This is a genomic window from Sporolactobacillus putidus (assembly GCF_014647035.1).
Classification (GTDB): Bacteria; Bacillota; Bacilli; order Bacillales; family Sporolactobacillaceae; genus Sporolactobacillus; species Sporolactobacillus putidus.
Window position 1 is genome coordinate 1 of sequence record NZ_BMOK01000006.1, and the last position, 26442, is coordinate 26442.

Here is a 26442-nt window from a genome sequence, read left to right on the forward strand (position 1 = left end):
ATTCGTTTACACTATTGGGTACACGCTGGCAGATAAAAATTTGCCTACAAAGACTTGACTCAATCAAGTTGTCTTATCTTATTGACGATTGTAATATGTTTTGTTAAAATATTTAGGTTGACGAATTAAGAGTTACGTTTTGGGGCATTAGCTCAGCTGGGAGAGCGTTGCCTTCGCATGGCAGAGGTCAGGGGTTCGATCCCCCTATGCTCCATCAGATAGTTTGTTTAAAGCCGTCGCATCGAAATGATGCGGCGGCTCTTGCTTTATGTTATATTGGGTTTAGTTACGGCTGATATTTCATATTTTATGTCTTATTGTGGAGACTTGAAAGTATGAATAAATATGTATATAAGAGTGCAGATAGAGAAAAGAAAATACATTTATTTTATGACAAGGTTTTGGCAGATTTAGCAGTACCCTATAGCGAGCAATACATAGAAACATCTTTTGGGAAAACCCATATGCTGATCGTTGGTTCTCCCGATAAACCTTCTATTTTCACAGTACATGGCGGCAATGGAATCAATCCCTTAAACCTAAAGCTGTTTTTGCCATTGTTAGAACACTTCTGTATCTATGCCCCGGACGTAATAGGTTTTCCGGGAAAAAGCGAGCCAATAAGAATGAACCCTAAAGATGACAGTTACGGGATATGGCTAAAAGAATTGTTGGAAAAGTTAAATATCAGTAGCATTCCATTTATTGTCAGCTCATACAGCTCAGCAATGCTTTTAACTCTTGCTAAAGTCGCACCGGAGAAAATTGCAAAAGCTGTTTTATTAGTGCCATCGGGTATTGCACACGGTTCGATTTTTTCAATTGTTCAGAAACAAATGCTGCCTTTTATGACCTATTCAATAAAACCAACAGACTCAAGATTAAAAAAAGCGTTTAAACCCATGCTGACAGAGGAAGATGCCGTTTGGTACGACTTTTTCCACATTATGCTAACCGATTATAAGATGGAAATGAGAGCCCCGAGAGAGTTTTCAGCGAAAGAGATGGAACGATTCAAAGCACCTTTATTCATTATTGCATCAAATGAAGACATCTTTTTTCCTGCAAATAGAGTTTTTCCAAAGGCAGATAAAATCTTTCACAATATAAAAATTAGAAAAACTATTGATGGAAAGCATCTACCTTCGCCAAGTACCATGAATGCACTATGCGAAGAAATCGTCGATTTTCTGTTGGACTAGCTAGGTCCTATAAACTGTCGTATTCATATAAGAAGCCGCGTTTGCCCCGGGTGCAATCATTTTATCGGTCGTCATACATGATTTATCAGTCGTTACCATCATTTTATCGGTCGTCGCCAGCAAATGATCAGTCGTTACTGTTCGTTTATCGGTCGTTATCTGCAAATGATCAGCCGTCACAGAAAAAAGCATCAATTGATCGATTAAATTTAAACAGTTTAACGTTGATTAACTACCGCCTAAAAGGCAACCGCAACCACTGGTTGACAAATTGACAGCCTTGCTTGGTAGTCATCAATCCCGAAAATGAATATTCTTGATTCGAGGTGATGAGCATGACTTTTCAGGAAAAACTGCAAACACTGAGAAAACAGAACGGCATGTCTCAGGAAAAATTAGCCGAGATGCTCGGTATTTCGAGACAGGCCGTATCAAAATGGGAGTCAGGGCAATCCTATCCGGACATGGACAAATTAATCGCACTCAGCGATTTGTTCAAGGTCAGTATCGACAGCCTGATTAAAGAGAAACAGCCGAATGAAACAGGGCCTTATCGTGAACACAACCCGGCATTATATTATCCGTCCATTCATTATGAGTATAAAAGCAAAAGATCGCTGTTCGGACTTCCCCTCGTTCACATCAATGTTGGTCTCGGATTCTATACTGCAAAAGGAATTCTGGCCATCGGCAATATATCCCTCGGCCTTCTGTCCATCGGAGGAGTCGCACTAGGGGGACTTTGCCTCGGGGCATTATCGATCGGGCTGATCGGACTCGCCGGAGCGGCATTGGGACTGCTCCTTTCGATCGGCGGTTTGTCGATCGGCGCGCTCGCTGTTGGCGGTATGGCAATCGGCATTATAACGTTAGGCGGACTTTCGATCGGAATGTTCTCAGTCGGTGGAGCGGCGTTTGCTTCTCATATAGCAATCGGCGGCTATGCAAACGGACCTATCGCTATTGGACACACTGCAAGAGGTATCGAAACCATTGTGTCGCATTCGCAAACAGGTCTTGATGACATTTCAGCAAAGCAGGTCAGAAGCTTAATCCTAAAGGAGTATCCGGGTCTCTGGAAACCGATTCTCGACTGGCTGACACTATTCTTCCGCTGACAACCTCCGGGAAAAGCTTGCTGTTGAATGACAATAAAAAGTTGTTTAATTACAAATAAAGTCGTTTAAAAATTACAATAAAGTTGTTTCATTTTGGTGTTGCACAGTAAAACACGAACTGTTCATAAAATCGATAGGAGTGAAGTAAAGATCTGACAATATATAATGGCTGAACTTTTTTGTCATGTTGACTCAGCTTGGTCCAATTTGAATTTCGGTTCGATTTTTGCCGGATTCGGTTCTACTTTTCAATATTTCGGTTCGACTTCTTCCCGTTTCGGTTCAAATTCTTATTTTCGGTTCGACTTTTGCCAGATTCGGTTCTACTTTTCAATATTTCGGTTCGACTTCTTCCCGTTTCGGTTCAACTTCTCATTTTTGGTTCGATTTTTGCCGGATTCGGTACTACTTTTCAATATTTCGGTTCGACTTTTTCGCGTTTTGGCTCGACTTTCTCCTGATTGGGTTCAGCTTTCTAAATTCGATCGAACTGTTGCGCATTGTCCGTCAACTGCACAACAGACCATTTCTATAATTATAAAGCAGTAAAGGACTTTTTTATCATGAAATCTTAGATTGAATCATGGGGTGACTACATGAGTATATAACTATTTTTTTTACATGACGACTTAATTAAACGGAAGAACGCTGTTTAGCTGCTCTGAGTAAACAACTTTATTTGTATTTATCAATTTTAAACAACTTTATTTTGTAATGGAACAATTTTACAGCATAGGAATGCGGCTTCACGGCTTCATTTTTAAACAACTTTATTGTCAATGCACACTTACTACGCGGAAAACAAAGAGACAGAAAAAAATCAAAGGGTTAAGCATTGATGCGACTTTGCCCTTTGAATTTTTCAGTTTTGTCCATATTTTGCAAAGCCACGAGTTGGGAACCTTTATCTCAAAAAAGTGGATGAACATAAGTGCCGCGTCCTGCGGAGTATTCGGCATTAGGCCGGCATAACTGGTTAAGAAGTCTTTCCGATTTGATTCATCTTAATCCGGAGTATTGAACGAAAATCAAGGACGGCCGTCACCCATCCCCTGAAGCAGCGGAAAGTCTCTCCCTGATTTTCGTCGCCCCATCCTCCTCTGTCTTACTTCAACCGTAAAAGGCCGAGTACTTTCTGAATGCCGAACCCGACAACGCTGTAGACAATCAGGGCGAATACCGCAGAGAGGTCAAGCGTGTGTCCGCTGAAAACGACCGGATGGAATATCCCCTGAAACGGCTGAAGAATCGGCTGGCTCAGACCGTTCAGCAGTCTGACAAACGGTGTTTCATTAGCTCCGAAAAATTGAAGCAGTATTTCCAAAGCAATGATGACTTGAACAAAAGTCAGGAGAATGCTGACGAGTTTCGGCAGCATTCCGGCATTTTTACCTTTCACCATTTAATTCTTCCCTTCCGTTTGAGCGCATAAAACATGTCTCATTGATCCGCTGATATTCATGTTAAGGGATTAACGTTCGTCCGTCAAACGGAAAAAAGGCCTTGCCGCTACCGGTAAGGCCTTCTTCCTGAAATCTTTGTCGCTTTAATTTTCAAATAGATACACTGTTGTTCTTTTCACTTGGGCAAAAAATGACGCCGCCGGATTCGATCCTCAGTGATTGAGCCGTTTTTCGAGAACTTCTTTTTCCTTTTCAAAACCCGGTTTGCCGAGCAGCGCGAACATATTCTTCTTATAGGCTTCGACGCCCGGCTGGTTGAACGGATTGACGCCGAGCAGATAGCCGCTGACGGCAACCGCTTTTTCGAAGAAATAAATCAGATAGCCGAAATGATACGCCGTCAGTTCCGGAATCGTGACGACAAGCTGAGGCACCTGTCCATCGGTATGTGCCAGACGTACGCCCTCGGCAGCCTTTTTATTGACGAAATCCATCGTCTTGTCGGCGAGGTAATTCAGATTGTCCAGATTCCCCTCTTCCGCTTTGATCGTCATATTTCTGCGCGGTTCCCCGACGAGCACAGCCGTTTCGAACATCACTCTGCGGCCTTCCTGGACAAACTGGCCAAGCGAATGAAGATCTGTGCTGAAATCAGCCGATGAAGGGTACAAACCTTTAAAATCCTTGCCTTCGCTTTCACCGAACAGCTGCTTCCACCATTCGGCAAAATAATGAAGATGCGGTTCAAAATTAACGAGCATCTCGACAGTTTTGCCTTTGCTGTAAAGAATGTTGCGGACCGCCGCATACTGGTAGGCCGGATTCTTGCTTAGATCCGGCTCGCTGAAATCGTTCTGCGCGTCGCGGGCGCCGGCCATCAGCTGGTCGATATCGATACCGGAAACCGCAATGGGCAGGAGTCCGACGGCAGTCAGAACCGAGAAACGTCCGCCGACGTCGTCAGGAATGACAAAGGATTCGTAGCCTTCCTTGTCGGCTAGAGTCTTCAACGCCCCCTTGGCTTTATCCGTAGTCGCAAAAATACGGCCTTTCGCTTCCTCTTTGCCATATTTTTTTTCTAGAAATTCACGGAATATCCGGAAAGCAATTGCCGGTTCGGTCGTCGTTCCGGACTTGGAAATGACGTTGACCGATACATCCTTATCTTTCAGCAAATCAAAAAGTTCACCCAGATAAGTTGGGCTGATGCTGTTGCCTGCAAAGAAAATCTGCGGTGTTTTGCGATCGCTTTCAGGAAGCTCGTTATAAAACGAGTGATTGAGTGTCTGAATTGCCGCACGTGCCCCGAGATAGGATCCGCCGATACCGATGACAACCAGCACATCCGAATCGTTCTTAATCTTTTCGGCAGCCTTTTGAATGCGGGCGAATTCTTCTTTGTCATAGTCGGTCGGAAGATCCAGCCAGCCGATAAAGTCGTTGCCTGCCCCTGTTTTTTCATGAATCGTCTTGTGAGCCGCGGATACGGCCGCCGATAAGTAATCCAATTCGTGTTCCGAAAAAAACGGAAGCGCACTGCTGTAATCAAAAGCAACTTTCTTAGCCATTTGCTCTCTGCCTCCAATGTGAAACGAAAAGTTATTCCTCCTTAACTGTACAAGACACCCTTCATAAATTCAAGTCGGAATGTTGGTCATGCATGTAATTGGAATCGTTTTCACACGAATGTCACTTTTTTTCTTTCTCAATAATAAAGTGAGAAATTTTCTGTACCAATCTTCAGCAATTTACATGAATATTTTTTTTTAATCAAGACATGCTAACTCTGCATGGATAAAAAAGGAGGAAATATCATGAGCGGTTTGCAGAGAACATGTCTCACGATTTTGATCATCGGAGGCATCAACTGGGGACTGATCGGCTTCTTTAGATTCGATCTCATTTCGGTGATTTTCGGCGGCGCATACACCGCGCTTTCCCGTATTATTTTTGGTATTGTCGGTCTCTGTGCGCTGTATTGCCTGACCATACTGTTCAAGCCCAGCGAAGAACTTGAGCGCGGCCGGGAACCGGAAATACGCTGAAAACAGTACGCCACCCGAAAAGATCCCTCCTTCTCAGAGGGATCTTTTCAACTGAAAAAAAAAAGCCGCGAAAAAAATCATTTCTGATTTTCCGCGGCTTTCTGTTCTCTCACGCCTGATAGACAGGCTGTTTGTTAATGGTTATTGTTTTTTCAATATAGATCTGATGCCAGAGCATAAACATTAAAATCGTCCATATTTTCCTGCTGTTATCCCGTTTTCCGCTGCAGTGGTCGTCAAGCAGTTTCAGCGCGTAGGATTTGTTAATAAACTGGTCCGTACCGCTGTCATGAATGATTTTTCTCGTCCAGTCATAGAGCTCATTCTTCAGCCAGACACGCGTCGGCACAGGGAAACCAAGCTTCTTCCGGAAAAGAATGGAATCCGGTACAATACCGCGCATCGCTTCACGGAAGGCGTATTTTGTCGTGCCGTTTCCTGTTTTCAATGAAACGGGCAGAGAGCGGGCGACTTCAAATACTTCTTTATCCAGAAATGGAACACGAAGCTCAAGCGAGTGAGCCATCGTCATTCGATCGGCCTTGACAAGAATATCACCGCGAAGCCAGGTTTCTATGTCGATCAGTTGCATCTGATCAACTTTGTTATAACCGGCTGCCTCTTCATAAATCGGCCCCGTAATATCCGTAAACGGCGAGTCTTCTGAAAAAGTTTTAAGCACATATTTTTTTTCATTTTCACTGAACATAAACGCGTTCCCGACATAACGGTCGAGCAGCGGTGTTGTGCCGCGCAGCAAATAGCTGCGTCCTTTCATTCCGTACGGAAGCCTGCCCGCAAAAGCATGGAGCATTTTCTTGGCGGAATCGGGAACGGAATCAAACCAGTCGAGCGCGAGAGGTTCGCGGTAAATGGTGTAACCTCCGAACAGTTCATCCGATCCTTCCCCTGACAAAACAACCTTGACATGTTTTCTGGCTTCTTTTGCGACGAAATAGAGCGGAATAGCGGCCGGATCGGCAACCGGATCGTCCATGTGCCAGACAATCCTCGGCAGCTCTTCCATGAACATCTCCGGAGTCACTTCGATCGCGTGGTTTTCAACGCCCAGTTTCTCCGCAGAATCCCTTGCGACATCTATTTCGTTGTAGCCTTTGCTCTTAAAACCGACGGTAAACGTCTTGATATTCTGATTGAAACGTTTGGCCAGAGCAACAATACAGGTGGAATCAATGCCGCTCGACAAAAACGCGCCGACAGGAACATCGCTTCTCATATGCATCTTGACCGAGTCAACCAGCACATCCTGAATTTTTTTCTGTGCTTCATCCAGTGTCTGCTTCACCGGTGAGAAAGTCGGCTTCCAATAGGGCTTAATCTGCAGCGATTCACCGTTTTTCTTAAGGAGATAGTGTCCCGGTTCAAGCCGTCTGATCTGGCTGGAGAGCGTATACGGTTCCGGAACAAACTGGAAGGTCATGTAATACTGCAACGCTTTTTCCGAAACGGGGTGAGGTTCTTCGTCGACAAGCAGGCTCTTTTTCTCAGAGGCGAAGAAAACCCCGTCTTTCTTTTCCATATAATAAAATGGCTTAATGCCAAACATATCCCTCGCGCCGAACAGTGTCTTCTCCTGCCTGTCCCAGATCAGGAAGGCGAACATACCGCGCAAATATTTGACGGAATCCGTTCCGCGATCAGCATACAAAGCAACGATGACTTCCGTATCCGAGGTCGTCTTGAATGTATAGCCCTTCTGAATCAGCTCGTTCCTCAATTCCACATAGTTGTAAACTTCACCATTATAAATGATGTAGTAGCGATCATTATCGTAAGGCAGCGGCTGATGCCCGCCGGCAAGATCAATGATGCTCAGTCTCCGAAATGCGAGCTGCATCTGATCGTCGGTATAATATCCGGCATCATCGGGTCCGCGATGCTCGATAATCTCCGCTCGCTCAGTCATCGCATTCTGTTCATGCCGTCCAGTTTCCAGTACATTGTCATTCGCTATATAGCCGCAAAATCCGCACATCATAATGCCCCCTTTCAGAGTTGGCTGACCTTGGATGAGCATTAGCCTTCACTGCTCCAATCAGCCCGAATAGTACGATACTTAGTTTATCATTCACTTGGACAAATTCATAGCACTGGCAGCGGATTCATGTTCTTCAGGCAAAAATTTTTTGATCGCAGTGCCTTTAAATCACCCATTCATGATAAAAACCCGTTACCTATCCTCCTCGTCCTTCTCAACGAAAAATTCTTCAATCGGCACCTTAAGAATGGTCGCAACCTTAGCGAGCGTCTCTGCCGTTATCTTACTCCTTCCGGTTTCCAGATAATAATAACCGTTCGGACTTTGGTATCCAAGGTGTGAAGACATCTGATCCAGCGACATTTGGGACTTGCGCAATGTTTTCAGTTTTTGCAGATCGACTGTGAGCATGATCATTCATCCTTCCGTTACCCATTTGGAAATTATCAATCAAATTATAGCATTTAATTTTAGAAAAGCGTGCGAATATTTCCTATTTGGCAATATATCTTCTGCAAAAAAGAGAACATGTTAAAATTTCTAGTGTTTACCAAATCCATAATGAAGTCTTTGAATGGGAGGACGTTCCTCAATGCGAAACACGCTGGGCAGCAGGATTCGTTTCCTACGTGATGAAAAAAATCTATCACAGGTGGAAATGGCCGATCAACTGAAAATTTCAAATGTCCAGCTGAGCCGCTATGAATCCGGCGCCCGCAAACCCGATCCTGATATGCTTGTTCAGATCGCCGATTATCTGAATGTCTCGACGGATTTTCTTCTTGGACGAACATCCTCAATCCATGAACCTCAATCGGCCTACCTCAGCCGTGAGGATGTTCAGCTGATTGAGCGGCTCAGGCAGATACCCGGACTTTTCCCTTTCATTCAGGAACTCCCGGATCATCCCGAGGAGACGGTTCAGCTGATGAAAATTTGGGAAATCCTCCGGAAACAATAACGTTTCTATTAAGTTTTCCATTCCGCCCAAAATAATAAATTATTTTCAAATTTAAGAATGAAGGCTTTTTTCTTCAGGATTAATAAAAAGATCCGAAGTGCATTTCACCACTTCGGATCTTTTTCTCTTCTTTTTCGACACCGGTTGTCCCGATTACAGCAGATTCAGTTTACCCTTTCGGAGCAGGAGACCGACGCCGCCGAGCATCAGCAAATAGCGGTCATCAATGACTTTTTTCATTGCGGCTGCAGGTTTTCCGGTCAGTTTTTTATCAAACACGATGCCGATTGCCTCTTTTTCACCCAGAGAGGCGACCGTGCCCTTCGCTTTGTACACAAACTTTTCAGTTGCTTCTCCTTTAATCAGGTGTTTCAGGTTTCTCGCAACCGTTTCGGCCTGTTGAATCGCAATCTGGGCGGTCGGCGGATACGGGCGTTCTCCTTCAGCCGGAAAAACAAGCGCAACATCCCCGACGGCAAAAACATGATCGTCATCCGGCGCGCGAAGATCGTCCGTAACCTGAATTTTCCCGCGGTTGGTTTCAAAACCGGAATCGGCGGGAATATGGCTCGCCTTTACGCCGCCTGTCCAGACAACAGTCCCTGCTTCAATTTCTTCCAGTTGTTCGCTTCCCTGTTTCTGAACTTTGACACCGCCCGGCGTTGCTTCTTTAATAAATGTGCTGAGTTTGAATTCAACACCTTTTCCTTCGAGATACTTCTGCGCATATTCCGCGAGATCGCGTTCAAAGGGAGGGAGCACAAGCGGTGTTCCTTCGACGTCAATAATCTTGATCTTGGCCGGGTCGATGTCATACTCTTTGCACAGTTTGGGAATTCTGTCCACCAGTTCGCCGAGGAATTCGACACCGCTCAGCCCTGCGCCGCCGACGACAATGGTCAGATCGCTTTCCTTCGCATCCGGATCATTATTGTAGCTGGCAAACTTATATTCAATGTGTTCGCGAATTTTGCGCGCTGTGTTGACGCTGCGGATGGCAAAGGCATTTTCTTCAAGGCCCTTGATTCCAAACGTATTGGATTCAAAGCCTAATCCAATCACCAGGTAGTCATAAGGAATTTCCCCGTTTTTCAAAATGACCTTCTTGTTTTCTTTATCGATGGATTGAACCGAATCCTGAACAAAGTTTACACGGTTCGTATTGATTACATTCTTGATCAGCATTCTCGTCCGGTCATGATGAATCGTTCCCGCCGCCGCTTCGTGAAGCCACGTTGTCTGATAGTGGTAATTGTGCTTATTCACAAGTGTTATATCAGCATCGTCCGCTCCAAGTTCCTTTGTGAGACGAACCGTTGTCATCATCCCGCCGTAACCCGCGCCAATGATTAAAATTTTTGGCTTACCCATGATTCACAGCCACCTTTTCCATATGATTAAGTTGAAATCATTTGAGATTTAAATCACAAATAACAGAATGCGTCTTCCTCATAACCAATAATATGTCTTTTTTGTTAACATTTCAAGCATAATAAAAAGACTCGAGTGAATGTCATTGAAAAATCGTAAAAACCGGAGATTTATTTAAAAAAACAGCTTTTCCCCGTTTTTGTTTCCGTTTTCATTGTGTTTTTCCCCTTGAAAAGTGTTCTTGACAGACGTCAAGTCGAGTTAAAAAAGAGGCTGTCCCAAAAGGTCAGTCTCTTTCCGCTTACCATAAAATAAACGAATGGCAATTTATGTAAAATAAAGCTCCTTATAAATTACAGAATTTGACGTTTCTATTTTCTAATTTAATTTATACCTATAATGTATCTGGTTTACGTTCATTAACTGTATGATGAAAAATGATAATTTTAGTTTCTATTGCTAAAATGTGGTGCGCCAGCCGGTGTAGGAACTGTCATGCTTTGATCTACCTTTGATGTTCCGTCAGCATAATTAAATTGGAAGCCTGGTTGAACATTGAAAATGAACACGTTGAAATTCAGTGATTCATCCGTTGAAATGGCTTGCAATTCAACACCCTTTGCCATCAAATCATTCCCATTGAAAATAGCCTGTGCTTGATAGATGACCTTTTTGCCCTGCTTCAAGGCGTCGCGAACTTTGCTTTCATAGATCGTCTGAATTTCCTGATTGGAAAAAGCCGTCTGCGTAAACAAATTTTTCGGATTATTCTGATCTCCCGATTGCAGGCTAGGATTATATTGTCCCGTGTAAGCAATCCCCTTTGACAGTGAGTAGGCGATCAGATGACCACGATTGAGGATCGCTTCGCGGTTTACAAACTTTTGATGCCATCCTGTCGGTTTGACGATCTGGCGTACCCTGAGTGAGTCATTGGCAAGGTTTCTTGCCTCCAGAAAAGCCGTGTTCGGCTGAGAAGTACGGTTCAACGAATCCAAATTGCTATAAATCACCTTGTTTTCTTTCCAATCAGCCGGATTCAGTGTGGACTTGTCATTATTCACGGTTATAACTGCGCTTGATCCAGGCTTATAGTTTAGGGACGCAAGATTAGACGATGAAGTATCTGTGGTTGATGATCCTTGACTGGACTGGGACGAGGAAGAAACCGATGCAGTCTGCTGTATCCCATTCTTGACCTTGTTAATGGAGCTGCTGATATTAAATTTTCCCATACCAATGCCGATTACTACTACTAATGTGATGATAATGACGAGTAACTTTTTCAAATCTCTTTCTCCTTTGCACTTGCTTACTACTCTATAGCCGTAGACTTTTAATTTTACCACATAACTCAATATAACGATTGGTCGGTTTTAGTATTGCTTCGTGATTCACTCGATTATGTCGTATTCTTTTTGACAAAACAAAAACCACCTCCCAATGATTGATCACTAAAAGATGGTTTGAAAAAAAAATCAGCGGCTTAACATTTATTAATTAGTTTGAATCAAATTGACATTTGTAAAACCATTTTTATTCACTTGTTATTTGCAACCCTCAATTGTCCATCCCGTTATCGCTTTCCAATCAGCAGCCGCAGTCTTTAACCGGTTCGCCTTCATTTCCGGCGGTCTTAAAGGAGTGTCCGCAGCCGCATGTGGAGATAGCGTTCGGATTGTCTATCGTAAACCCGCCGCCCGACAGATTCTGCTTAAAGTCAATGGTCACGCCATTAAGCAGCGGCGCGCTGTTCTTATCGACTACAACTTTCAGACCGTTTTCTTCGAATGCCAGATCGCCTTCGATCATCTTATCGTCAAAACCCATGCCGTACGATAGGCCGGAACATCCGCCCCCGCCGACACCGACACGAAGAAACAGGTTTTCTCCGGGTTCTTCATTCATCATTTCTTTCACACGATAATTCGCAGCTTCAGTCAGAGTGATTTTCATCTTTCTCAACTCCTTTCATTTTAAGTTTATTATAACGTGAAGTGATTATGATCACAATTAAACGGTCGATGAGCATTCTCTATTCGGATCATGGGCAAAAAACGTGCCTTCACAAATCGTCTCGGCCTCTCCGGTCATCAGTACATGATTAGAGACGGACTGCCATTCGATTGTCAGATCTCCGCCTGCAAGATGGACGGTCACCGGACGGTCTTTAGCGATCCGCAATTCAAGAATTGAGGCGACAACCGAGGCACAGGCACCGGTCCCGCAAGCCTGGGTGATGCCCGATCCCCGTTCCCAGACCCGGTAGTCCGCCTCATGATCGGAAAGCGGATGAACAAATCCGACATTGACACCGGCAGGAAAAAGGGGGTAAGTGTCGGCGAGCAGGGCACCAAGCCGCCTGATCGGCGCTTTGTCAACGTCCTCCACAAAGAAAAGGGCATGCGGATTGCCCATCGACACCGCAGTAAAACGGTATTCTGTGCCGTCAACAGTCAGCGGTTCGCGAACGACTTCGCTGCCGGGATCGCCGCCCCTCACGGGAATTTTTCCGCGCTCTAGGATCGGCTCGCCCATATCGACCGTTACTTGATCCACTTTTTCACCGCGGAGGTGCACTTCGGCCTGTTTATTGCCGGACAGCGTTTCGATCGTAAAACGTTTCCGATCCACCAGCCCGTGTTCATAAGCATATTTTGCGACACAACGCAGCCCGTTTCCGCAATTTTTCGCCTCTGAACCGTCTTTATTGAATATTCTCATCCGCACATCGGCCCGGGTCGATGGCAGGATCAGGATCAGTCCATCCGATCCAATTCCCTTATAAGGATCCGAGACCCGAATGGAAAGTTCGGCGGGCGAAGAGATATCGAGCGGCCGGCTGATCCCGTCCAGATAAATGTAGCAATTGCCGAGCCCATGCATTTTTGTAAAGGTAAAGGTTCTGTCCAACGTCGTTCACTCTCCGGCTTCTTTTTATCTGAGCGCCTGAGCCGCCCAGATATAATCGCTGTCCATGCTTTCAATCACAATTTTTTCATGACAGCACGGCATAATAATGTGTGTCTTGATTCCTTCAAATGCCCCTGCTATCGCTTCTTTCTTGATCGAAATCATGACAGGCGACGTATGACAGAATGGGCATTCCTCAAAATAGATATCGTTCATCACGCGTTCGTACGGCCAGCTGTGGTGAAAATCCAGCACGGCAATCCCTTCCTTCTTTAAAACAGACCTTTCGCAAAATCCGGCTTTTGATTTCTAATTGTAGCACGGCACCGCGAATTCGTCATGTTTTAAAATCAGGCTGTTTGGGCATCCGAACCGAAACGGACCGCCGCGTGCTCTACTCTTTAAAATGTTCGTCCAGATCGTCATACACGTTCTCGATCAGCTCATCGGCCGTTCTTCCGGTAACAACCCGGCCGTCAACTTCAGCGAACAGCTGCCTTGCGCACTGTCCGCAGTGCCTCAGGCACGGATATTCAGTGACGGAAAGGTTAGGATCTTTATCCAGCGAGCGAAAGGCTTTCTGGGAGCCCCACGCGAGGTTGCTGATGCAGAACTTTATTTGCGGATCGATCATTTTATATGCGCCTCAATTTTCATTCCCGTCAGGTTTCACACCTGACGTTCACTCACATCCTCGAATCCATGTTCATCAAGAAAATGGAAAACCGGTTTCAGTGAAATAAATCCATCACCGAGCACCGTATCTCCCGACACAACAAGCGGATAAAAATATTCATCCGCAGAAACCTTATCGCAGTACAGTCGGTCACGTTCAGTTTCAGGATTCTCCAGATCGACATAGCGTACGGTCACCTTGTTCCCGTACTTTCGCGTCACCGCCGCTTCGAGCCACTCGGCTGTTGCCCTGGAGGATGGCGCCTGGATGCAGCTCGTGCAGGCAGCCTCAGCCCCATAAACAGTCAGTTCCAATTTATATTCACCCCGCCAATCACAGGTTTATCCATACTATAACATGGGTTCGTCTCCGTGTCATCGATCAGGAAACACAGGCTTTTTCGTATCTTAAAGGCCGAAAAAATCTTAACCCGGAATTCCCATCATGCGGCAGAAGCGCATCGGTCTTTCGGAATAGATTTTTCCCCGCAAAACAGATATAATAATTCAAGAGAAAGCAACGGGAAAGGAGTGTTTCGTTTGTACGACCAAGTCGAGGAAGTTCTTGAGAAGCTTCGTCCTTTTTTGCTGCGTGACGGCGGGGATGTCGAATTGCTTGATGTGGAAGATGGTATCGTCCGTGTTCGGCTGATGGGGGCATGCGGCAATTGCCCGAGTTCGACGCTGACACTGAAAGCCGGAATTGAACGTGCTTTGGTTGAAAACGTCCCCGGAGTACGTGAACTTGAACAGGTTTTTTAATCAACTGATAAATGATCTACCGCTTCGCTTGACGGCGAGCGGTTTTTTATTGCTTTTTTACTAAGGGGTCTGTTTGACAAAAGAACGCTCATTGCGCAATCTGTGAACTTACCGCGCCCCGCCTGCGGCAAGCCATTCGGGAGCCTCAAAACGATGCGCATACCTCTTTGTTAAATAAGTAAGCATTGATTCGCATGCTCCGGCCTTCTCTTCGTTGGCCCGGATTGTCTCCTCCAGAAGCTGCCGGTCTTGCTGATCAGATCCGGAGAAATACCGTTCACAGCACTCCAGGAAGGAAAGCGGGAAAAGCAATCTGCCGAACAGATTGGCAGTCAGCTGATCCGTCAGCGGAAAATGGGCTTCATAATCGTCAAGAAAACGTTCTGCAGCCGCTTCCTGATCCGCGCCGCTTCTCGTCCACGCCAGTATACGGAGCCATTCGGCCAGATCCCGCGAGCGGTCGTCGGCAACCCAAAACGCCGGATTTTCCGGATAGAGTGATTCGAGTCCTGAAAAACGAAAATGTCCAATCACCGCCGCTTCCTGATCGGTATGATCAATGAACGTATCGACACTGAGCTGAATCGCATTTTCCGCACATCCCGTGAAATAGGGAAAACTTGCCAGAAAACTCTGTTCAAAGAAATCAGCGTGCTCCTTCCCCTGAATCTCCGCGTATTTTTTCCCGAGCGCATCCATTCTGTTTATCCACTCGGATACTCTGCCGCCGACCGGCGACTCCGGAAAGTATTGAATATCCTGAAGGGCAGTCCGGCGATGAAACTCCGCGAGCGCCGCACCGATTGACAAAGACGGATATCTTTTCTCGTCAGGCAGCGACATCAGAACCGAGGGAACGCCGCCCACTTTCGTGACGTACTGATTTTCGCGGTTTCTAAACATCCTGCAGACCGGCACGCCCATCCTGAGCGCCATATAATCCGCCATATCGGCCAGCACTTCCAGATTACGGTGATAAAAGTGATGCAGCGGCTGAAAAAAAAAGCGGGCATGAGCCGTATCTTCTTTCTGCAGCCGATACTCCCTGCCGGCAACAGCCTGCCAATCCGTCCCAGTCAAACGCACGCACCCCTTTACGCGTCTTTTTCTTACAATCTATGCGGGGGTACGCGGATTCAATACAGGGCTGACAAAAAGAAAAGATTATCGGGGAATCTGTTTCTTAAGAGAGGAGACGATGGCCGGCAATGAACGGTTTTCTTGTTTGAAAAAGTCCTGCATCGGACATTGGCCTTCCGATATCCGCTGAAGGACAAAAGGAATCGTATATTGATCCATTCTGAGGGTTTCATTCACTTCTTCCCAGCGAAGCGGTGCCGCAACCGTCGCCCCTTCTTTTCCGCGCGGGGAATAAGGACAAATGATGGTTTTCCCTGGCGCATGCTGGACGTAATCAATGTAAAGACGGTTCCCCCGATCCTTTTTCAGCCTTTCGACCGTGAAATCATCCGGAAATTTTTCAATTAGAAGACGGGCAATAAATGAAGTGAAAATCCGTGTGTCCGGATAGGTCAGCAGGCTTCCGGCAAGCGGGATATGAATCTGCAGACCCCTGCTCCCGGAAAGTTTCGGATAACCAGTGATTTTCAGACGGTCGAGAATTTTTCTAATCTCTAATGCCGCCTTGATTGCCAGAGGAAAATCTGAGCGGTCGGCCGGATCCAGATCAAAGACGATTTCCAGCGGCAGGTCTGAATCAATGGTTTGAAACGGAACGTGGTATTCGATGGCCAGTTGGTTTCCCAGCCAGGTCAATGTCGAAAGATCGTTGCAAACAATAAAATGATTATCCCCTATAACCGCTGTCTGAATAAATTCAGGTGCATAGTCCGGGCAGTTCTTCTGAAAGAATGACTCTCCAGGAACCCCGTGTGGAAATCGGATCGTTGTTAAAGCTCTGTTTTCTAAAAAGGGGAGCATGAACCGGGAAACCTCGGTCAGGTAGGAAATGAACTGAGCCTTGTTGATCCCCGGTTGTTTCCAAATGACTTTATCCGGGTGCGTAATCCCGACATCGTGACACGCAAGCATCTTATGCAAAGTTTCCATGATCATCCTCCTTTATCCTGCATTTTTCCGGATCCTGATTGACAAATGCCTGAATGCTCGGTTGTCTCAGAGAGTGCCCGGCACGCCAATCGATATAGTGTACCTTTGCCGTTAGCCAGGGTTTCAGCCAGCGGACTCCCTTTGAGTCCGCCGGCCGAATCGCGAAGGGCATGCTGTCCGTTTCCAGCGGAACGATAAACGCGCTGAATGCCCGCCACTCCGCTGCCGTCAGTTTGCCCGTTCCGCAGTGCCCGATATAAATCAACCGGTTCAAACGGTCATAAAGTCCCAGCAGTACAGAATGAACGATGCCCGAACGATAAGTAACGCCTCCGATAACGGCGATCAGATCTTTGTAATTTTTGATCTTCCTCCAGTCCGAATTTTGTCCGTTGACAATATATCGGCTCCTGGTATTTTTAGAAACGATTCCTTCCAGACCAAGCTTCTTTACCGTTTGAAATAAAGCTGTTCCGTCTTGATGTATTGGGGTCAGCTGAATTCTGTCGGATGGCGTGACGATTCCGCCGAGCAGATCAAGTCTTTCGTTAAGCGGCCGGTCGTTCAGCCATTCTCCGTTGAGATAAATGAGATCAAAAATCATATAGTACACCGGAACATTTTTCATAGCCGTTTTGACACGATCCGGCCGCCCGATTCCATCCCGCCTCATAACTTCATGAAAAGAAGGCCTGCCTTCCTGATCAAGAGCGATGACCTCCCCGTCCAATATGAACGATTCGGCAGCCGCGCTCGTTCTGACGTCTGCGAGTTCCGGAAAAACTGCTGTCCGCTCATTCTTCTTCCGGTTAAAAAGACGGATTCCCTCTCTATCTAAATAGGAGAGAACCCGGACGCCATCCCACTTGATCTGATGGACCCACTCAATTCCGTCGGGGATCACCTCGGTGCGGACCGGTTCAAACGGCACAACAGGATCCAGTTTCCGCATCTTTATACCGTCTTTTTCCGTCTTGCCGTTCTCTTTTTCGGTCGGGTTTCTTTGACACTCGCCTCCAGGGCGGAGAGCAGATCGACGACGTTCTTCGGCTGAGGAACCCCTTTTTTCTGCTCTGGTTTGATGCCGGCGATTTTATTCTGAATCAGATTTTCAAGCTTCAGACGATATTCATCTTTATAGTTCTCCGGCTGGAATTCAGTCGCGAGCTGATCAATCAGCTGCGTCGCCATATCGAGCTCTTTCTGTACATTTTCGCCGGCAACATTCCCAATTTCCGGAACTTCTTCTATGCTCCTGACCTCATCCGGATAGTACAAGGTTTCAAGGATCATCCCGTTCCCATGGCTTCGGATCGCGGCGAGATGCTGTTTCGACCGAATGATGATGTTGGCGATTCCGATTTTGGCCGAGTCGCCGATCGCTTGGCGAAGGAGAGAATAAGCCTTAAGTCCGTTTCCGCCGTCCGGACCGATGTAGTAAGACTTTTCATAGAATATCGGATCGATTTCACTGAGATTCACAAAATTGATGATTTCAATGCTTTTGTCACTATCTTCCTGCAAATGACTGAGTTCTTCTTCGCTTACGGCGACAAACTGTTCAGGCGAATACTCGTAACCCTTAACAATATTCTCGTAGCTGACTTCCTTGCCGCATTTCGAGCACGTCCTTGTGTAATTGATTGGTGCCATGCAGTCCTTGTGCAGCATGCGGAGTTTGATATCTTTATCTTCTGTCGCCGTGTAGAGCTTGATCGGGATGTAGACCAGTCCGAACTGGATGCTTCCTTTCCACATTGTGCGCATAAAATCACCTCTCCGGATAAGTTGCGCAAAAAAAGAAAAATGTATTAGAAGACTTGGCGAAGCCAATCCCTCGCGCACGCAGGCTGAGCCTTAGTTGCGGGGGCCAGGACGGCCTAATGCCGAACGTGCCGCAGGACGCGGCGATCTGTTCGATCCCTTACACCATAATCCTTAAAATTTTTATACTTTCCTATAGTGTAAAAAAAACTCCTTCTCTACTCAAAAAGGAATTTTTGCACAAAAAAATATTTTTCAATGAAAAGCCAATGAAACGTCAGAAAACCCATTCACTCAATGAGCGAAGCGTGTACGTAGGCTGAACGGTTTTTGTTTCCAGAGCCTGTTCCGATGTGACTCCGGTCAGTACAATCAGCGTGTCCATATCGGCACGGATTCCCGCCATAATGTCGGTGTCGTAGTTATCGCCGATCAGAAGTGTCCGGTCCTTCGCCGTTCCAAGTTTTCTGAGTGCCTGTTCGATAATGATCGGTTCCGGCTTGCCGATAAAAACCGGCTGAACACCTGTTGAGACGCTGATGACCGATGTCAGGGAGCCGTTTCCCGGAACCAGGCCGTATTCTGTCGGCAGAGCGGCATCGGGATTCGTTGACACAAACCCGGCCCCCCGGCGTACGGCAAGGCAGGCCTTCGCATATTTTTCGTAGGTGATCTGCCGGTCCATCCCAAATGCAACGTAATCGGGATCGCTTTCCTCATATTGAAGACCCTCTGCTTCCATGGCCTGTTTCAGTCCGCGCTCTCCGATGTAATAAACGGTCGCGTCCTGTTTCTGGTTCTTTATGTAACGGGCTGTCGCCATACTTGTTGTCAGTACATCGTCAGGAGTGCACGGAATGCCGAAGCCGCTGAGCTGGTCCGCCACCGTTTCCTTCGTGCGCGTTGAATTGTTTGTCACAAATAAATAAGGGCACTCTCTTTTTTTTAGTTCCTTGACAAATTCCACCGCTTCGGGAATTTTTTCCTTTCCGCGGTAAACCGTGCCGTCGAGATCAAGCAAAAACCCTTCATATATCTTCCTTTCCATCAATAAACCTCCAGCCTGACGATACTCTTTTACTTGCCGGTGTCAGGTGAAAAAGCCGACACCGGCCCAAGCTCGTTCTCCAGATATTCCGTGATATGTGCAGAAAACCGTTTCAGAGGAACGAGACGCTCTGTTAACATACGGCGCACTTTCTCGTGATCAACGGCTGTGTACTCCTGTACAAGCATTTTGCGGAGCCGCACGACCTCCCTGATGGCGGATGCGTCCTCCGAGGGCAGCACCGATTCGTCCTCCAGAATATCGATAACATCTTCATACCCGCCCGGATCGCGCATGATAAAGCCGTCGATCATTTGATTGCCGACGTCGATCATGGATTCGATCAGAATCTGAGCCAGGCGTTCCAGTGCGAGATGCGCGGTTGGAGAATCCCAGCCATCCCTTTCGAAAAGATCCAAAAGTGAATCCATATAGTTCAATGTTCTGCCGATCTTGCGACGATCTACAAAATACATGACGTTCCCCTCTTTAATCAAATAGTAAAATTCTCCAAGTTTCATCAGGAAGCCAATTGGCAGTGCCGTATGTCATGCCGTCTGGGATCTTTCCGGATTCACTCATCAATTGAATGTTTTCTGCACAGAATACCGGAAAGGAGGTACAAAGAAATGGACCGTTTGCGAAAACCATTGCGTTCAAATATTCACATTGCTGAAAAAAGCCGCAATCCATCCGTGTCCGAAGAATTTCCCGAAGGGGCTTATGGTACCGGAAAAACCGGCGTTACCGGCGGGCGTCGGAAGGCGGCAGACTGTTTTTTGAAAAACCTGAGAAACAGTTCCGTCCGTAACCCGCTCAGTCACGGCTGTTTGTCACTTTTTTCAGCACAAAATAAGCGCAGCCGAAGCTGCAGTATTCGACCAGATAATCCACCAGCGTGCTGATTTTCGTGTCAAATGTCGACTTTTGATTCTGATCGTCATAGAATCCCCTGAGCCGAAGCTGCTGGTAGCCCCAGTCTCCGACGATATAGTCGAATTTATTCAGTATGTCGCTGTATCGCTTGTAGAATGCTTCCTCATTCCAACCGTTGCGTACGTTTTCAATGACTTCGTAACGGTGGTGATCGACGGCGACAGTCACATTGCTCAACAGATAACCCTCCTTAATCTCGATGAAGCCGGACAGATCCTTTCCGAGGCGCTTCGGGTGTGCCTGCTTGATTGGTATTCGGGACAGACCCAGGCAAAACGGAATGGAAGCGAGCCTGCAAATTTATTATAACAGATCCGGCGAAATCCGGAGAACGAGATCTTGGTTCTGCAGTTGTTCGGAATTCGCTTTACTTCTAATTGTAAAAGAGAGGACCGTCATCTAACATGATTTATTTTTCACGGATTGCAAGCTGCATCGTTTTACTTTTTATTCTGTCGTCGGACTTTGCTTCAGGAAAAACGCTTACAGAGAAGGCGGTTTATGCGGAACGGAAATCCCTTTATCTTAAAACGTCCGCGTTGACCGGAGTCCCGTGGAGTGTGATCGCCGGATGTGATCAGTACGCGCGCAATATTGCCTCGTTTAAGCGATCCGGCAAGACGGACATTCCGCTTATCAGCCTGAACTTCAGCAAAAAAGCATGGACCGGCCTTCTCAATCCGGACGAAAACGATGATGATCCGAAAACCATCGCTTTCTTTGGCGGCGCGGGAAAAGATGGGAACGGCGATGGAAAAGCCAGTCTGGAGAATCCGGAAGACCGCCTGTTCGCTTTTGCGGAGCGGATTGCCGAATTCGGTCCGGGTGAACAAAATTACAGGATTGCCATCTGGGATATTTACCGAAGAGGCAAAGCCGTGGACCTGATCGAAGATTACGCGCGCCTGTTTGAAGCGTTCAATTCTACGGATCTATACAGCCACGCCTTCCCGCTTCCCCTTCGGTCTAATTACGATTATAAATCGACCTGGGGCGAACGCCGCGGCTGGGGCGGACTGCGCATTCATGAGGGTACGGATCTGTTCGCCAATTATGGAACGCCGGTCCGCGCGACGGCCTACGGCATTGTCGAGATGATCGGTTGGAACAAATATGGCGGCTGGCGGCTGGGTATCCGCGACATTCAGGGAAATTATCATTATTTTGCCCACCTGAACGGCTACGCGCCGCATATCCGCAAAGGATCGATCACAAAGCCGGGACAGGAGATCGGCTACGTTGGAAGTTCGGGTTATGGTCCGAAGGGGACGCAAGGCAAATTTCCCCCGCATCTTCATTACGGCATCTATCGCGATAACGGACGTACGGAATTTTCCTTTGACCCCTATCCTGTCCTCCGGGTATGGGAGAAACAGGAAAAAGCCGCAAAACATTGACAGACACGGTTGACCCTGGCTTTCCTCGGCCCGCGTCAATTATTAGTTGTCTGGCCTTTAGGCGCCGAACCCGGTATCGGATTGATTGGAAGAGCCGGCGATGACCCGCTTCCGCCTGAACTATAATAGTAAGGCACGCCCTGGGGAAGTACTTTCGACCCGATCGGAATATGCTGATTAATGGTCGCTGTCTGCATCGCAAACGGGACGATGACATTGACTTTGACATTGACATTCAGGTAAATGACGAAAATAATATTATTTATACCGACATTTTTGTAATCCCACTGGATGTCTGTTGCTACATTGCTAACCACATCCATTTCAACAGGAATACGCGGACCGTAATTGCTGAGCAGGGCATTGTTTAAGATCTGACCAAGCGGAATATTGGCGATCATGCCTGTTCCTCCACTGTTTTGTACGTACTGAAGATCCTGAGCCGGTCCGTTAGTCATTGTAATTTTCCCTTTTTCGGCCATTCGGAGAAACCATAAAATCCGATCGGATATGACGCCCCTGATCCGGTTTGCTTCAGCGGAATTCAATTCATAATCGCTGACCTCGTTCTGGGCATTCCTGTGCGTCACAATTAACTTATTCGTGTCCATATTCGGGAGCTGATTCGGATCGGTGTTTTTCTGGATATTGGCCAGCACGTTCTCTCCGACGCCGTAGTTGATCGCGTAATTGCCCAGTTGTTCAGCCTGGGACACGGCGATATTCATCACCGCCGGTTTCATCTGATCGTTCACAATCCAGATTCCCGCCCAAGTAAACAGAATAAAAATAAGCAGGGACAGGAAAAATACCTTCCTGAGCGGCATCGTTCTTCTTGTGTATCGTCTGCTGGGCTTAAACATGACAAACCCCCTTCACCTCATCTATATGCTGAGCGGGAAGGGGATAAAAGTCTTTTTTACACTATAGGAAAGTACAAAAATTTTAAGAATTATGGTGTAAGGGACCGAACAGATCGCCGTGTCCTGCGGCACGTTCGGCATTAGGCCGTCCTGGCCCCCGCAACTAAGGCTCAGCCTGCGCCAAAGGCCCCGCTTTGCCAAGTTTTCTAATACAGACTGAAAAAGCCAATATTTCTACCAATCAGCAGCGAACCGCCTCATGCGTCTTTCCAGAACGTGCAGATTTTTCTTGCCGCGGTCCTCAAACCATTTTCAGCAGCGCTTCTCGGCCGGTCATCCCGGCCTGTATACCGCGTTTTTCAGCCTCCGCTGTCACTTCGGCGAGCGGCGCGTTCAGCAGCTCCTCAAGCGTCCGGACGCCGACCGCCTTTCCGGCTATGATTCCCCGATCGGCAAGCTGATCGTTGAGCAGCCGCACATCAAGCGCGCCGCACATAATGTAGCCTGACTGATTCGCAACCGCAAGCAGCGTCGTTTTCGGCAACTTTACCGTGACCGCCTGAAAAGGCAACCCCTCAATCATCATCGGTTCCAGTTTAATCACTATTACTGCCTCCCTCCTCTTCTATCCTATGGAAAAAAGGGCGGAGAGTGACAAATACCCGGCCTCTCAGGCCAGTTTATTCAGACGCCAGGCCAGCAGGTCGCGCAGTGTCTCGGGAAGAAAATAACGCTGATCCGCCCGGACAATCGGCGGAAGAAAAGTGCCAAAAGTGAAAACATCAATCGTGCCGATGCTGTAGCGATCATTCATCTGAATCGGAATGCCGCCGATGCGAACACCATAGGGTTCCTGCAAATCCCCATTCGATCTTGTCCCGTACGTCAGATTGCTGAAAACCAGCTTGCCGAGCACTTTGCCGCGAAACCCGAATCCTTTGAGTGCGTATGTCTGAAATTCTTTTCTCAGTCCGAGCTGTATCATCTGGACAATCTCACGGCCCGTCACTTGCACTTTGCACGGATTGATCGGGTGAGGACAAATATGGTGCACATCGAATTTTGTGACCGGTCCGGCTTCCAGACCACCAAGGATGACTCCTGCGTTCACAAGTCCGATATCTGCACGGCACCATTTTTTTAACGCATCGGCCATGATCAAGGTCAGTTCTGTATCCTCGAACCAGCTGACAGGCAGCGCATGATCCAGCCGCGCCACTTCCTGCTGCATATTTGCCCTACCTTCAGCCGTCAGTCTCCGAACCTCATCCTCGGTCGTCTGATCCGGCGTTTCCCTGAGGGTCACAAGATCGGCTCCCTTGTACGTCACCTGATGCTTTTTCTCATCATACTCCAGAACGATGTGCCCGGCGAAACGGCCGAACTTTCCTGCCTGGGCAATCAGTGTCGAGCCGACGATCATTCCCTGCTCAAGCACATGATGCGTGTGTGCGCCGATAATCACATCGATTCCGTCCAGCTCTTCGGCAATACGCTCATCAAAAGGCAGGCCGACATGCGACAATAGAACAACAACATCTGTTTCCGTGCGCAACTTTTCGAGAAGCGGTTTGAGTACAGAAAAGGGATCGCGGATGTCCCAGCCAAGCTGCCCGTAAAATTTTGAAAAAGCGGCCGTCAGTCCGATAAGACCCACCTTCACTCCCGCCATATTCTTGATCACGTACGGTCTGCACCAGTCAGGGCGCTCACCCGTTTCCTCAAACAAGTTGGCAAGCACGACATCGAAAGTTCGGTCGTTATAGACCGTATTCAATGTGTCCTTGGTAAATGTAATGCCTTCATTATTGCCAATGGTCACGGCATCATAATTCGCATCATTGAGCAGCTTGACATTTCCTTTGCCGAGAAGCCCTTCCGTCATTGGGTTGACGCGATCCATATGATCCCCGAGATCCAGTGTCAGATAGGGCTCACCCTCCTCCCTCAGCCGATGCCGCTCAAGATTCAGGTAGCTCACAAGACTTCCCCAGTGGTCAAAGTGACTGTGCAAGTCATTCGTATGAAAAAAATGGAGCGATATCAATCCAAAACCTCCCGATCATTCACCATTAAGCTGCTTCGATCAAAAGTATTCCTTGCCTTCGGATAAACTTTATGAAGAATGGGCGGCCCGCTTCGGCCGCAAGCCGTTTATCTTCGAAACATCGATTTATTTCATTAAAGGAGTCATTCCGCTTTAGCCGGATCTTTTCCTGCCCGGACAAATCAGGAACATTTTTCAGACCTAACTTATATTGTAGCGCTTCTTCCGACCGCCCTTCAAGATATTCCGTTAAGCCCGCACATCCCATTATCCGGCCTGCATAAACAGAAAAAAGTCCCGTCAATCCTGTTGAAAGATTGAAGGGACTTGATCTGTTTCAGATCAGTGCAGCTCGATCAGCCGATAGAGCCTTCCATATTGTACTTGATCAACCGGTTCATTTCAACCGCGTATTCCATCGGCAGCTCCTTAGTGAACGGTTCAATAAAGCCCATGACAATCATTTCCGTCGCTTCCTGTTCCGTAAGGCCGCGGCTCATGAGATAGAAAAGCTGTTCTTCGGAAACTTTCGACACTTTCGCTTCATGTTCCAGGGAGATATCCTTATTCAGGACTTCGTTATAGGGAATCGTATCAGACGTCGACTTGTCGTCCATGATCAGTGTGTCACATTCAACGTGTGACCGGGAATTGACCGCATTCGGACTGAAGTGAACTTTTCCGCGATAAGTCACATTGCCGCCGTTCTTAGCGATCGATTTGGAAATGATTGTCGACGACGTATTCGGCGCCAGGTGAATCATTTTCGAACCCGTGTCCTGATTCTGGCCCCGGCCGCCGATCGCAATCGACAATGTGTTTCCGCGGGCCCCCTCGCCTTTCAGTACTACGGAAGGATATTTCATCGTGATGCAGGAACCGATATTGCCGTCGACCCACTCCATAGTCGCATGCTCTTCACAGATCGCGCGCTGGGTCACAAGATTATAGACATTGTTCGCCCAGTTCTGAATGGTTGTATAGCGGCAGTAGGCGTTTTTCCGGACATAGATTTCAACAATCCCGCTGTGCAGCGAACTGCTTGAATAGACGGGAGCGGTACATCCCTCAACATAGTGAACGGATGCTCCTTCGTCCACGACGATCAGCGTCCGTTCAAATTGTCCCATGCTTTCCGAATTAATACGGAAATAAGCCTGCAGAGGTGTCTTGCATTTTACCCCCTTCGGCACGTAGACAAATGATCCGCCGGACCAGCAGGCCGCGTTTAACGCGGAAAACTTATTGTCAGCGAAAGAGATCACCTTGCCGAAGTACTCCCGGAACAGTTTCTCATGCTTCTGCAGCGCCGAGTCCGTATCCAAGAAGATGATCCCCTCTTTTTCGAGATCTTTCTTCATGCTGTGGTAGACGACTTCGGACTCATACTGTGCCGACACGCCGGCCAGATATTTTCGCTCGGCTTCGGGAATCCCGAGCTTATCGAATGTATTCTTGATTTCGTCCGGCACCTCATCCCATGACCGGCCCTGATTCTGCACCGGTTTGACATAATAGGTCAGATCATCGAAATTCAGACCGCCGAGGTCCGCACCCCACTGCGGCATCGGCCGCTTGTAAAAGTGGCGTAGCCCTTTCAGCCGATAGTCAAGCATCCACTGTGGTTCATTCTTTTTCTTGGATATTTCCCTGACGATATCTTCAGTCAGACCGCGTTTTGTACGGAACACCGAAACATCTTTTTCCCTGAACCCGTATTTATATTCATCAATTTCAGGCAACTGCTGCTGTGTAGCCATTACAGGATCCCTCCTTTTAAAGGTTTGAAAAATTTGCATTGCCGCGCCGGAACTATCAACTTTAAAGCAGGACGTCCCTTAAAAGTTTTATCGACGAAGGTTAAGAGT

At 47.2% G+C, this 26442-nt stretch carries 27 protein-coding genes, 1 tRNA gene and 1 pseudogene; 7 read left to right on the forward strand and 22 right to left on the reverse strand.

Features of this window, described 5'->3' with window-relative positions; translation table 11 throughout:
* Positions 1 to 141: 141 nt before the first annotated feature.
* The 3 genes from IEX81_RS08320 (at position 142) to IEX81_RS08330 (ending at position 2320) form a co-directional block, all read left to right on the forward strand.
* Positions 142 to 214: transfer RNA gene (locus IEX81_RS08320), tRNA-Ala, on the forward strand.
* A gap of 121 nt (positions 215 to 335) precedes the next feature.
* The gene (locus IEX81_RS08325; RefSeq protein ID WP_188802623.1) at positions 336 to 1202 is read left to right on the forward strand and encodes an alpha/beta fold hydrolase; all 867 of its coding nucleotides are present in this window, start codon (positions 336 to 338) and stop codon (positions 1200 to 1202) included.
* A gap of 335 nt (positions 1203 to 1537) precedes the next feature.
* Positions 1538 to 2320, forward strand: a complete 783-nt coding sequence (locus tag IEX81_RS08330) for a helix-turn-helix domain-containing protein (RefSeq protein WP_188802624.1) — start codon at positions 1538 to 1540, stop codon at positions 2318 to 2320.
* Between the two features lie 1105 nt (positions 2321 to 3425).
* On the opposite strand, the gene IEX81_RS08335 is transcribed toward IEX81_RS08330, so the two are convergent.
* Both IEX81_RS08335 and IEX81_RS08340 read right to left on the reverse strand, forming a co-directional pair.
* Positions 3426 to 3722 (reverse strand): YggT family protein, encoded by a 297-nt coding sequence (locus IEX81_RS08335; protein WP_229727526.1) that lies wholly within the window; start codon positions 3720 to 3722, stop codon positions 3426 to 3428.
* Positions 3723 to 3935: 213 nt separating this feature from the next.
* Entirely contained in the window at positions 3936 to 5291 is a 1356-nt protein-coding gene (locus IEX81_RS08340) for a glucose-6-phosphate isomerase (RefSeq protein ID WP_188802625.1), read from the reverse strand.
* A gap of 246 nt (positions 5292 to 5537) precedes the next feature.
* Between IEX81_RS08340 and IEX81_RS08345 the strand changes: the two genes are divergently transcribed.
* Positions 5538 to 5768 (forward strand): DUF378 domain-containing protein, encoded by a 231-nt coding sequence (locus IEX81_RS08345; RefSeq protein WP_188802626.1) that lies wholly within the window; start codon positions 5538 to 5540, stop codon positions 5766 to 5768.
* 109 nt (positions 5769 to 5877) lie between these two features.
* On the opposite strand, the gene asnB is transcribed toward IEX81_RS08345, so the two are convergent.
* Together asnB and IEX81_RS08355 are read right to left on the reverse strand one after the other, a co-directional pair.
* Positions 5878 to 7764, reverse strand: coding sequence for an asparagine synthase (glutamine-hydrolyzing) (asnB, locus tag IEX81_RS08350; RefSeq protein ID WP_188802627.1), 1887 nt, complete (start codon positions 7762 to 7764; stop codon positions 5878 to 5880).
* Positions 7765 to 7959: 195 nt separating this feature from the next.
* Positions 7960 to 8178 carry a helix-turn-helix domain-containing protein gene (locus IEX81_RS08355; protein ID WP_188802628.1) on the reverse strand — a complete coding sequence of 73 codons (219 nt, stop codon included), beginning with the start codon at positions 8176 to 8178 and terminating at the stop codon, positions 7960 to 7962.
* A gap of 181 nt (positions 8179 to 8359) precedes the next feature.
* On the opposite strand from IEX81_RS08355, the gene IEX81_RS08360 reads away from it, so the two are divergent.
* Positions 8360 to 8728: a helix-turn-helix domain-containing protein gene (locus IEX81_RS08360; RefSeq protein WP_188802629.1), complete on the forward strand. Its 369-nt coding sequence runs from the start codon at positions 8360 to 8362 to the stop codon at positions 8726 to 8728.
* A 153-nt stretch (positions 8729 to 8881) separates the two neighbouring features.
* Here IEX81_RS08360 and IEX81_RS08365 read toward each other — a convergent pair whose 3' ends face one another.
* The 7 genes from IEX81_RS08365 to IEX81_RS08395 form a co-directional block, all read right to left on the reverse strand.
* On the reverse strand, positions 8882 to 10099 hold the full coding sequence (locus IEX81_RS08365; RefSeq protein ID WP_188802630.1) for an NAD(P)/FAD-dependent oxidoreductase: 1218 nt from the start codon (positions 10097 to 10099) through the stop codon (positions 8882 to 8884).
* A 446-nt stretch (positions 10100 to 10545) separates the two neighbouring features.
* Positions 10546 to 11388 carry a DNA/RNA non-specific endonuclease gene (locus tag IEX81_RS08370; protein WP_229727527.1) on the reverse strand — a complete coding sequence of 281 codons (843 nt, stop codon included), beginning with the start codon at positions 11386 to 11388 and terminating at the stop codon, positions 10546 to 10548.
* A gap of 301 nt (positions 11389 to 11689) precedes the next feature.
* Complete coding sequence (locus IEX81_RS08375; RefSeq protein ID WP_188802631.1) at positions 11690 to 12055, reverse strand: HesB/IscA family protein; 366 nt, start codon at positions 12053 to 12055, stop codon at positions 11690 to 11692.
* 57 nt (positions 12056 to 12112) lie between these two features.
* A complete protein-coding gene (gene dapF, locus IEX81_RS08380) occupies positions 12113 to 12985 on the reverse strand; it encodes a diaminopimelate epimerase (protein ID WP_229727546.1) in 873 nt (290 codons plus the stop codon).
* Positions 12986 to 13036: 51 nt separating this feature from the next.
* Positions 13037 to 13267, reverse strand: coding sequence for a hypothetical protein (locus IEX81_RS08385; protein WP_188802633.1), 231 nt, complete (start codon positions 13265 to 13267; stop codon positions 13037 to 13039).
* 139 nt (positions 13268 to 13406) lie between these two features.
* The gene (locus IEX81_RS08390) at positions 13407 to 13646 is read right to left on the reverse strand and encodes a DUF1450 domain-containing protein (RefSeq protein WP_188802634.1); all 240 of its coding nucleotides are present in this window, start codon (positions 13644 to 13646) and stop codon (positions 13407 to 13409) included.
* 35 nt (positions 13647 to 13681) lie between these two features.
* Positions 13682 to 14002 carry a DUF1462 family protein gene (locus tag IEX81_RS08395; protein WP_188802635.1) on the reverse strand — a complete coding sequence of 107 codons (321 nt, stop codon included), beginning with the start codon at positions 14000 to 14002 and terminating at the stop codon, positions 13682 to 13684.
* A 234-nt stretch (positions 14003 to 14236) separates the two neighbouring features.
* On the opposite strand from IEX81_RS08395, the pseudogene IEX81_RS08400 reads away from it, so the two are divergent.
* A pseudogene (locus tag IEX81_RS08400) lies at positions 14237 to 14449 on the forward strand (NifU family protein); the annotation flags it as partial.
* Between the two features lie 108 nt (positions 14450 to 14557).
* Here IEX81_RS08400 and IEX81_RS08405 read toward each other — a convergent pair.
* The 7 genes from IEX81_RS08405 to IEX81_RS08435 form a co-directional block, all read right to left on the reverse strand.
* On the reverse strand, positions 14558 to 15529 hold the full coding sequence (locus IEX81_RS08405; RefSeq protein ID WP_188802636.1) for a YutH/CotS family kinase-like spore coat protein: 972 nt from the start codon (positions 15527 to 15529) through the stop codon (positions 14558 to 14560).
* Between the two features lie 84 nt (positions 15530 to 15613).
* On the reverse strand, positions 15614 to 16519 hold the full coding sequence (gene ligD, locus IEX81_RS08410) for a non-homologous end-joining DNA ligase (protein WP_229727528.1): 906 nt from the start codon (positions 16517 to 16519) through the stop codon (positions 15614 to 15616).
* Positions 16503 to 17471, reverse strand: coding sequence for an ATP-dependent DNA ligase (locus IEX81_RS08415; RefSeq protein ID WP_308424071.1), 969 nt, complete (start codon positions 17469 to 17471; stop codon positions 16503 to 16505). Before IEX81_RS08415 ends, ligD begins: the two co-directional genes overlap by 17 nt.
* Before the next feature lie 2 nt (positions 17472 to 17473).
* Positions 17474 to 18286 (reverse strand): non-homologous end joining protein Ku, encoded by an 813-nt coding sequence (ku, locus tag IEX81_RS08420; RefSeq protein ID WP_188802637.1) that lies wholly within the window; start codon positions 18284 to 18286, stop codon positions 17474 to 17476.
* Positions 18287 to 18560: 274 nt separating this feature from the next.
* Positions 18561 to 19331, reverse strand: coding sequence for a TIGR01457 family HAD-type hydrolase (locus IEX81_RS08425; protein ID WP_188802638.1), 771 nt, complete (start codon positions 19329 to 19331; stop codon positions 18561 to 18563).
* Between the two features lie 29 nt (positions 19332 to 19360).
* Positions 19361 to 19807, reverse strand: a complete 447-nt coding sequence (gene hepT, locus IEX81_RS08430; protein WP_188802639.1) for a type VII toxin-antitoxin system HepT family RNase toxin — start codon at positions 19805 to 19807, stop codon at positions 19361 to 19363.
* Positions 19808 to 20147: 340 nt separating this feature from the next.
* On the reverse strand, positions 20148 to 20444 hold the full coding sequence (locus IEX81_RS08435; RefSeq protein WP_188802640.1) for a YutD family protein: 297 nt from the start codon (positions 20442 to 20444) through the stop codon (positions 20148 to 20150).
* Positions 20445 to 20671: 227 nt separating this feature from the next.
* On the opposite strand from IEX81_RS08435, the gene IEX81_RS08440 reads away from it, so the two are divergent.
* Positions 20672 to 21664 (forward strand): M23 family metallopeptidase, encoded by a 993-nt coding sequence (locus IEX81_RS08440; protein WP_188802641.1) that lies wholly within the window; start codon positions 20672 to 20674, stop codon positions 21662 to 21664.
* A 35-nt stretch (positions 21665 to 21699) separates the two neighbouring features.
* Here IEX81_RS08440 and yunB read toward each other — a convergent pair whose 3' ends face one another.
* The 4 genes from yunB to sufB all read right to left on the reverse strand — a co-directional run bounded on the left by yunB (position 21700) and on the right by sufB (position 26334).
* Positions 21700 to 22527 carry a sporulation protein YunB gene (gene yunB / locus IEX81_RS08445; RefSeq protein ID WP_188802642.1) on the reverse strand — a complete coding sequence of 276 codons (828 nt, stop codon included), beginning with the start codon at positions 22525 to 22527 and terminating at the stop codon, positions 21700 to 21702.
* A gap of 301 nt (positions 22528 to 22828) precedes the next feature.
* Positions 22829 to 23113: a YunC family protein gene (locus tag IEX81_RS08450; RefSeq protein ID WP_373292359.1), complete on the reverse strand. Its 285-nt coding sequence runs from the start codon at positions 23111 to 23113 to the stop codon at positions 22829 to 22831.
* 84 nt (positions 23114 to 23197) lie between these two features.
* A complete protein-coding gene (locus IEX81_RS08455; protein ID WP_188802644.1) occupies positions 23198 to 24574 on the reverse strand; it encodes a bifunctional metallophosphatase/5'-nucleotidase in 1377 nt (458 codons plus the stop codon).
* A 356-nt stretch (positions 24575 to 24930) separates the two neighbouring features.
* Positions 24931 to 26334: a Fe-S cluster assembly protein SufB gene (gene sufB, locus IEX81_RS08460; RefSeq protein ID WP_188802645.1), complete on the reverse strand. Its 1404-nt coding sequence runs from the start codon at positions 26332 to 26334 to the stop codon at positions 24931 to 24933.
* Positions 26335 to 26442 lie beyond the last annotated feature (108 nt).

What these genes read in the sequence shown, in the direction of transcription:
- IEX81_RS08325 (WP_188802623.1), top strand. Translation starts at nt 336, where the DNA reads ATGAATAAATATGTATATAAGAGTGCAGATAGAGAAAAGAAAATACAT.
- IEX81_RS08330 (WP_188802624.1), top strand. Translation starts at nt 1,538, where the DNA reads ATGACTTTTCAGGAAAAACTGCAAACACTGAGAAAACAGAACGGCATG.
- IEX81_RS08335 (WP_229727526.1), bottom strand. Translation starts at nt 3,722, where the DNA reads ATGGTGAAAGGTAAAAATGCCGGAATGCTGCCGAAACTCGTCAGCATT.
- IEX81_RS08340 (WP_188802625.1), bottom strand. Translation starts at nt 5,291, where the DNA reads ATGGCTAAGAAAGTTGCTTTTGATTACAGCAGTGCGCTTCCGTTTTTT.
- IEX81_RS08345 (WP_188802626.1), top strand. Translation starts at nt 5,538, where the DNA reads ATGAGCGGTTTGCAGAGAACATGTCTCACGATTTTGATCATCGGAGGC.
- asnB (WP_188802627.1), bottom strand. Translation starts at nt 7,764, where the DNA reads ATGTGCGGATTTTGCGGCTATATAGCGAATGACAATGTACTGGAAACT.
- IEX81_RS08355 (WP_188802628.1), bottom strand. Translation starts at nt 8,178, where the DNA reads ATGCTCACAGTCGATCTGCAAAAACTGAAAACATTGCGCAAGTCCCAA.
- IEX81_RS08360 (WP_188802629.1), top strand. Translation starts at nt 8,360, where the DNA reads ATGCGAAACACGCTGGGCAGCAGGATTCGTTTCCTACGTGATGAAAAA.
- IEX81_RS08365 (WP_188802630.1), bottom strand. Translation starts at nt 10,099, where the DNA reads ATGGGTAAGCCAAAAATTTTAATCATTGGCGCGGGTTACGGCGGGATG.
- IEX81_RS08375 (WP_188802631.1), bottom strand. Translation starts at nt 12,055, where the DNA reads ATGAAAATCACTCTGACTGAAGCTGCGAATTATCGTGTGAAAGAAATG.
- dapF (WP_229727546.1), bottom strand. Translation starts at nt 12,985, where the DNA reads ATGCATGGGCTCGGCAATTGCTACATTTATCTGGACGGGATCAGCCGG.
- IEX81_RS08390 (WP_188802634.1), bottom strand. Translation starts at nt 13,646, where the DNA reads ATGATCGATCCGCAAATAAAGTTCTGCATCAGCAACCTCGCGTGGGGC.
- ligD (WP_229727528.1), bottom strand. Translation starts at nt 16,519, where the DNA reads ATGGAAACTTTGCATAAGATGCTTGCGTGTCACGATGTCGGGATTACG.
- IEX81_RS08415 (WP_308424071.1), bottom strand. Translation starts at nt 17,471, where the DNA reads ATGCGGAAACTGGATCCTGTTGTGCCGTTTGAACCGGTCCGCACCGAG.
- ku (WP_188802637.1), bottom strand. Translation starts at nt 18,286, where the DNA reads ATGCGCACAATGTGGAAAGGAAGCATCCAGTTCGGACTGGTCTACATC.
- IEX81_RS08425 (WP_188802638.1), bottom strand. Translation starts at nt 19,331, where the DNA reads ATGGAAAGGAAGATATATGAAGGGTTTTTGCTTGATCTCGACGGCACG.
- hepT (WP_188802639.1), bottom strand. Translation starts at nt 19,807, where the DNA reads ATGTATTTTGTAGATCGTCGCAAGATCGGCAGAACATTGAACTATATG.
- IEX81_RS08440 (WP_188802641.1), top strand. Translation starts at nt 20,672, where the DNA reads ATGATTTATTTTTCACGGATTGCAAGCTGCATCGTTTTACTTTTTATT.
- yunB (WP_188802642.1), bottom strand. Translation starts at nt 22,527, where the DNA reads ATGTTTAAGCCCAGCAGACGATACACAAGAAGAACGATGCCGCTCAGG.
- IEX81_RS08450 (WP_373292359.1), bottom strand. Translation starts at nt 23,113, where the DNA reads ATGATGATTGAGGGGTTGCCTTTTCAGGCGGTCACGGTAAAGTTGCCG.
- sufB (WP_188802645.1), bottom strand. Translation starts at nt 26,334, where the DNA reads ATGGCTACACAGCAGCAGTTGCCTGAAATTGATGAATATAAATACGGG.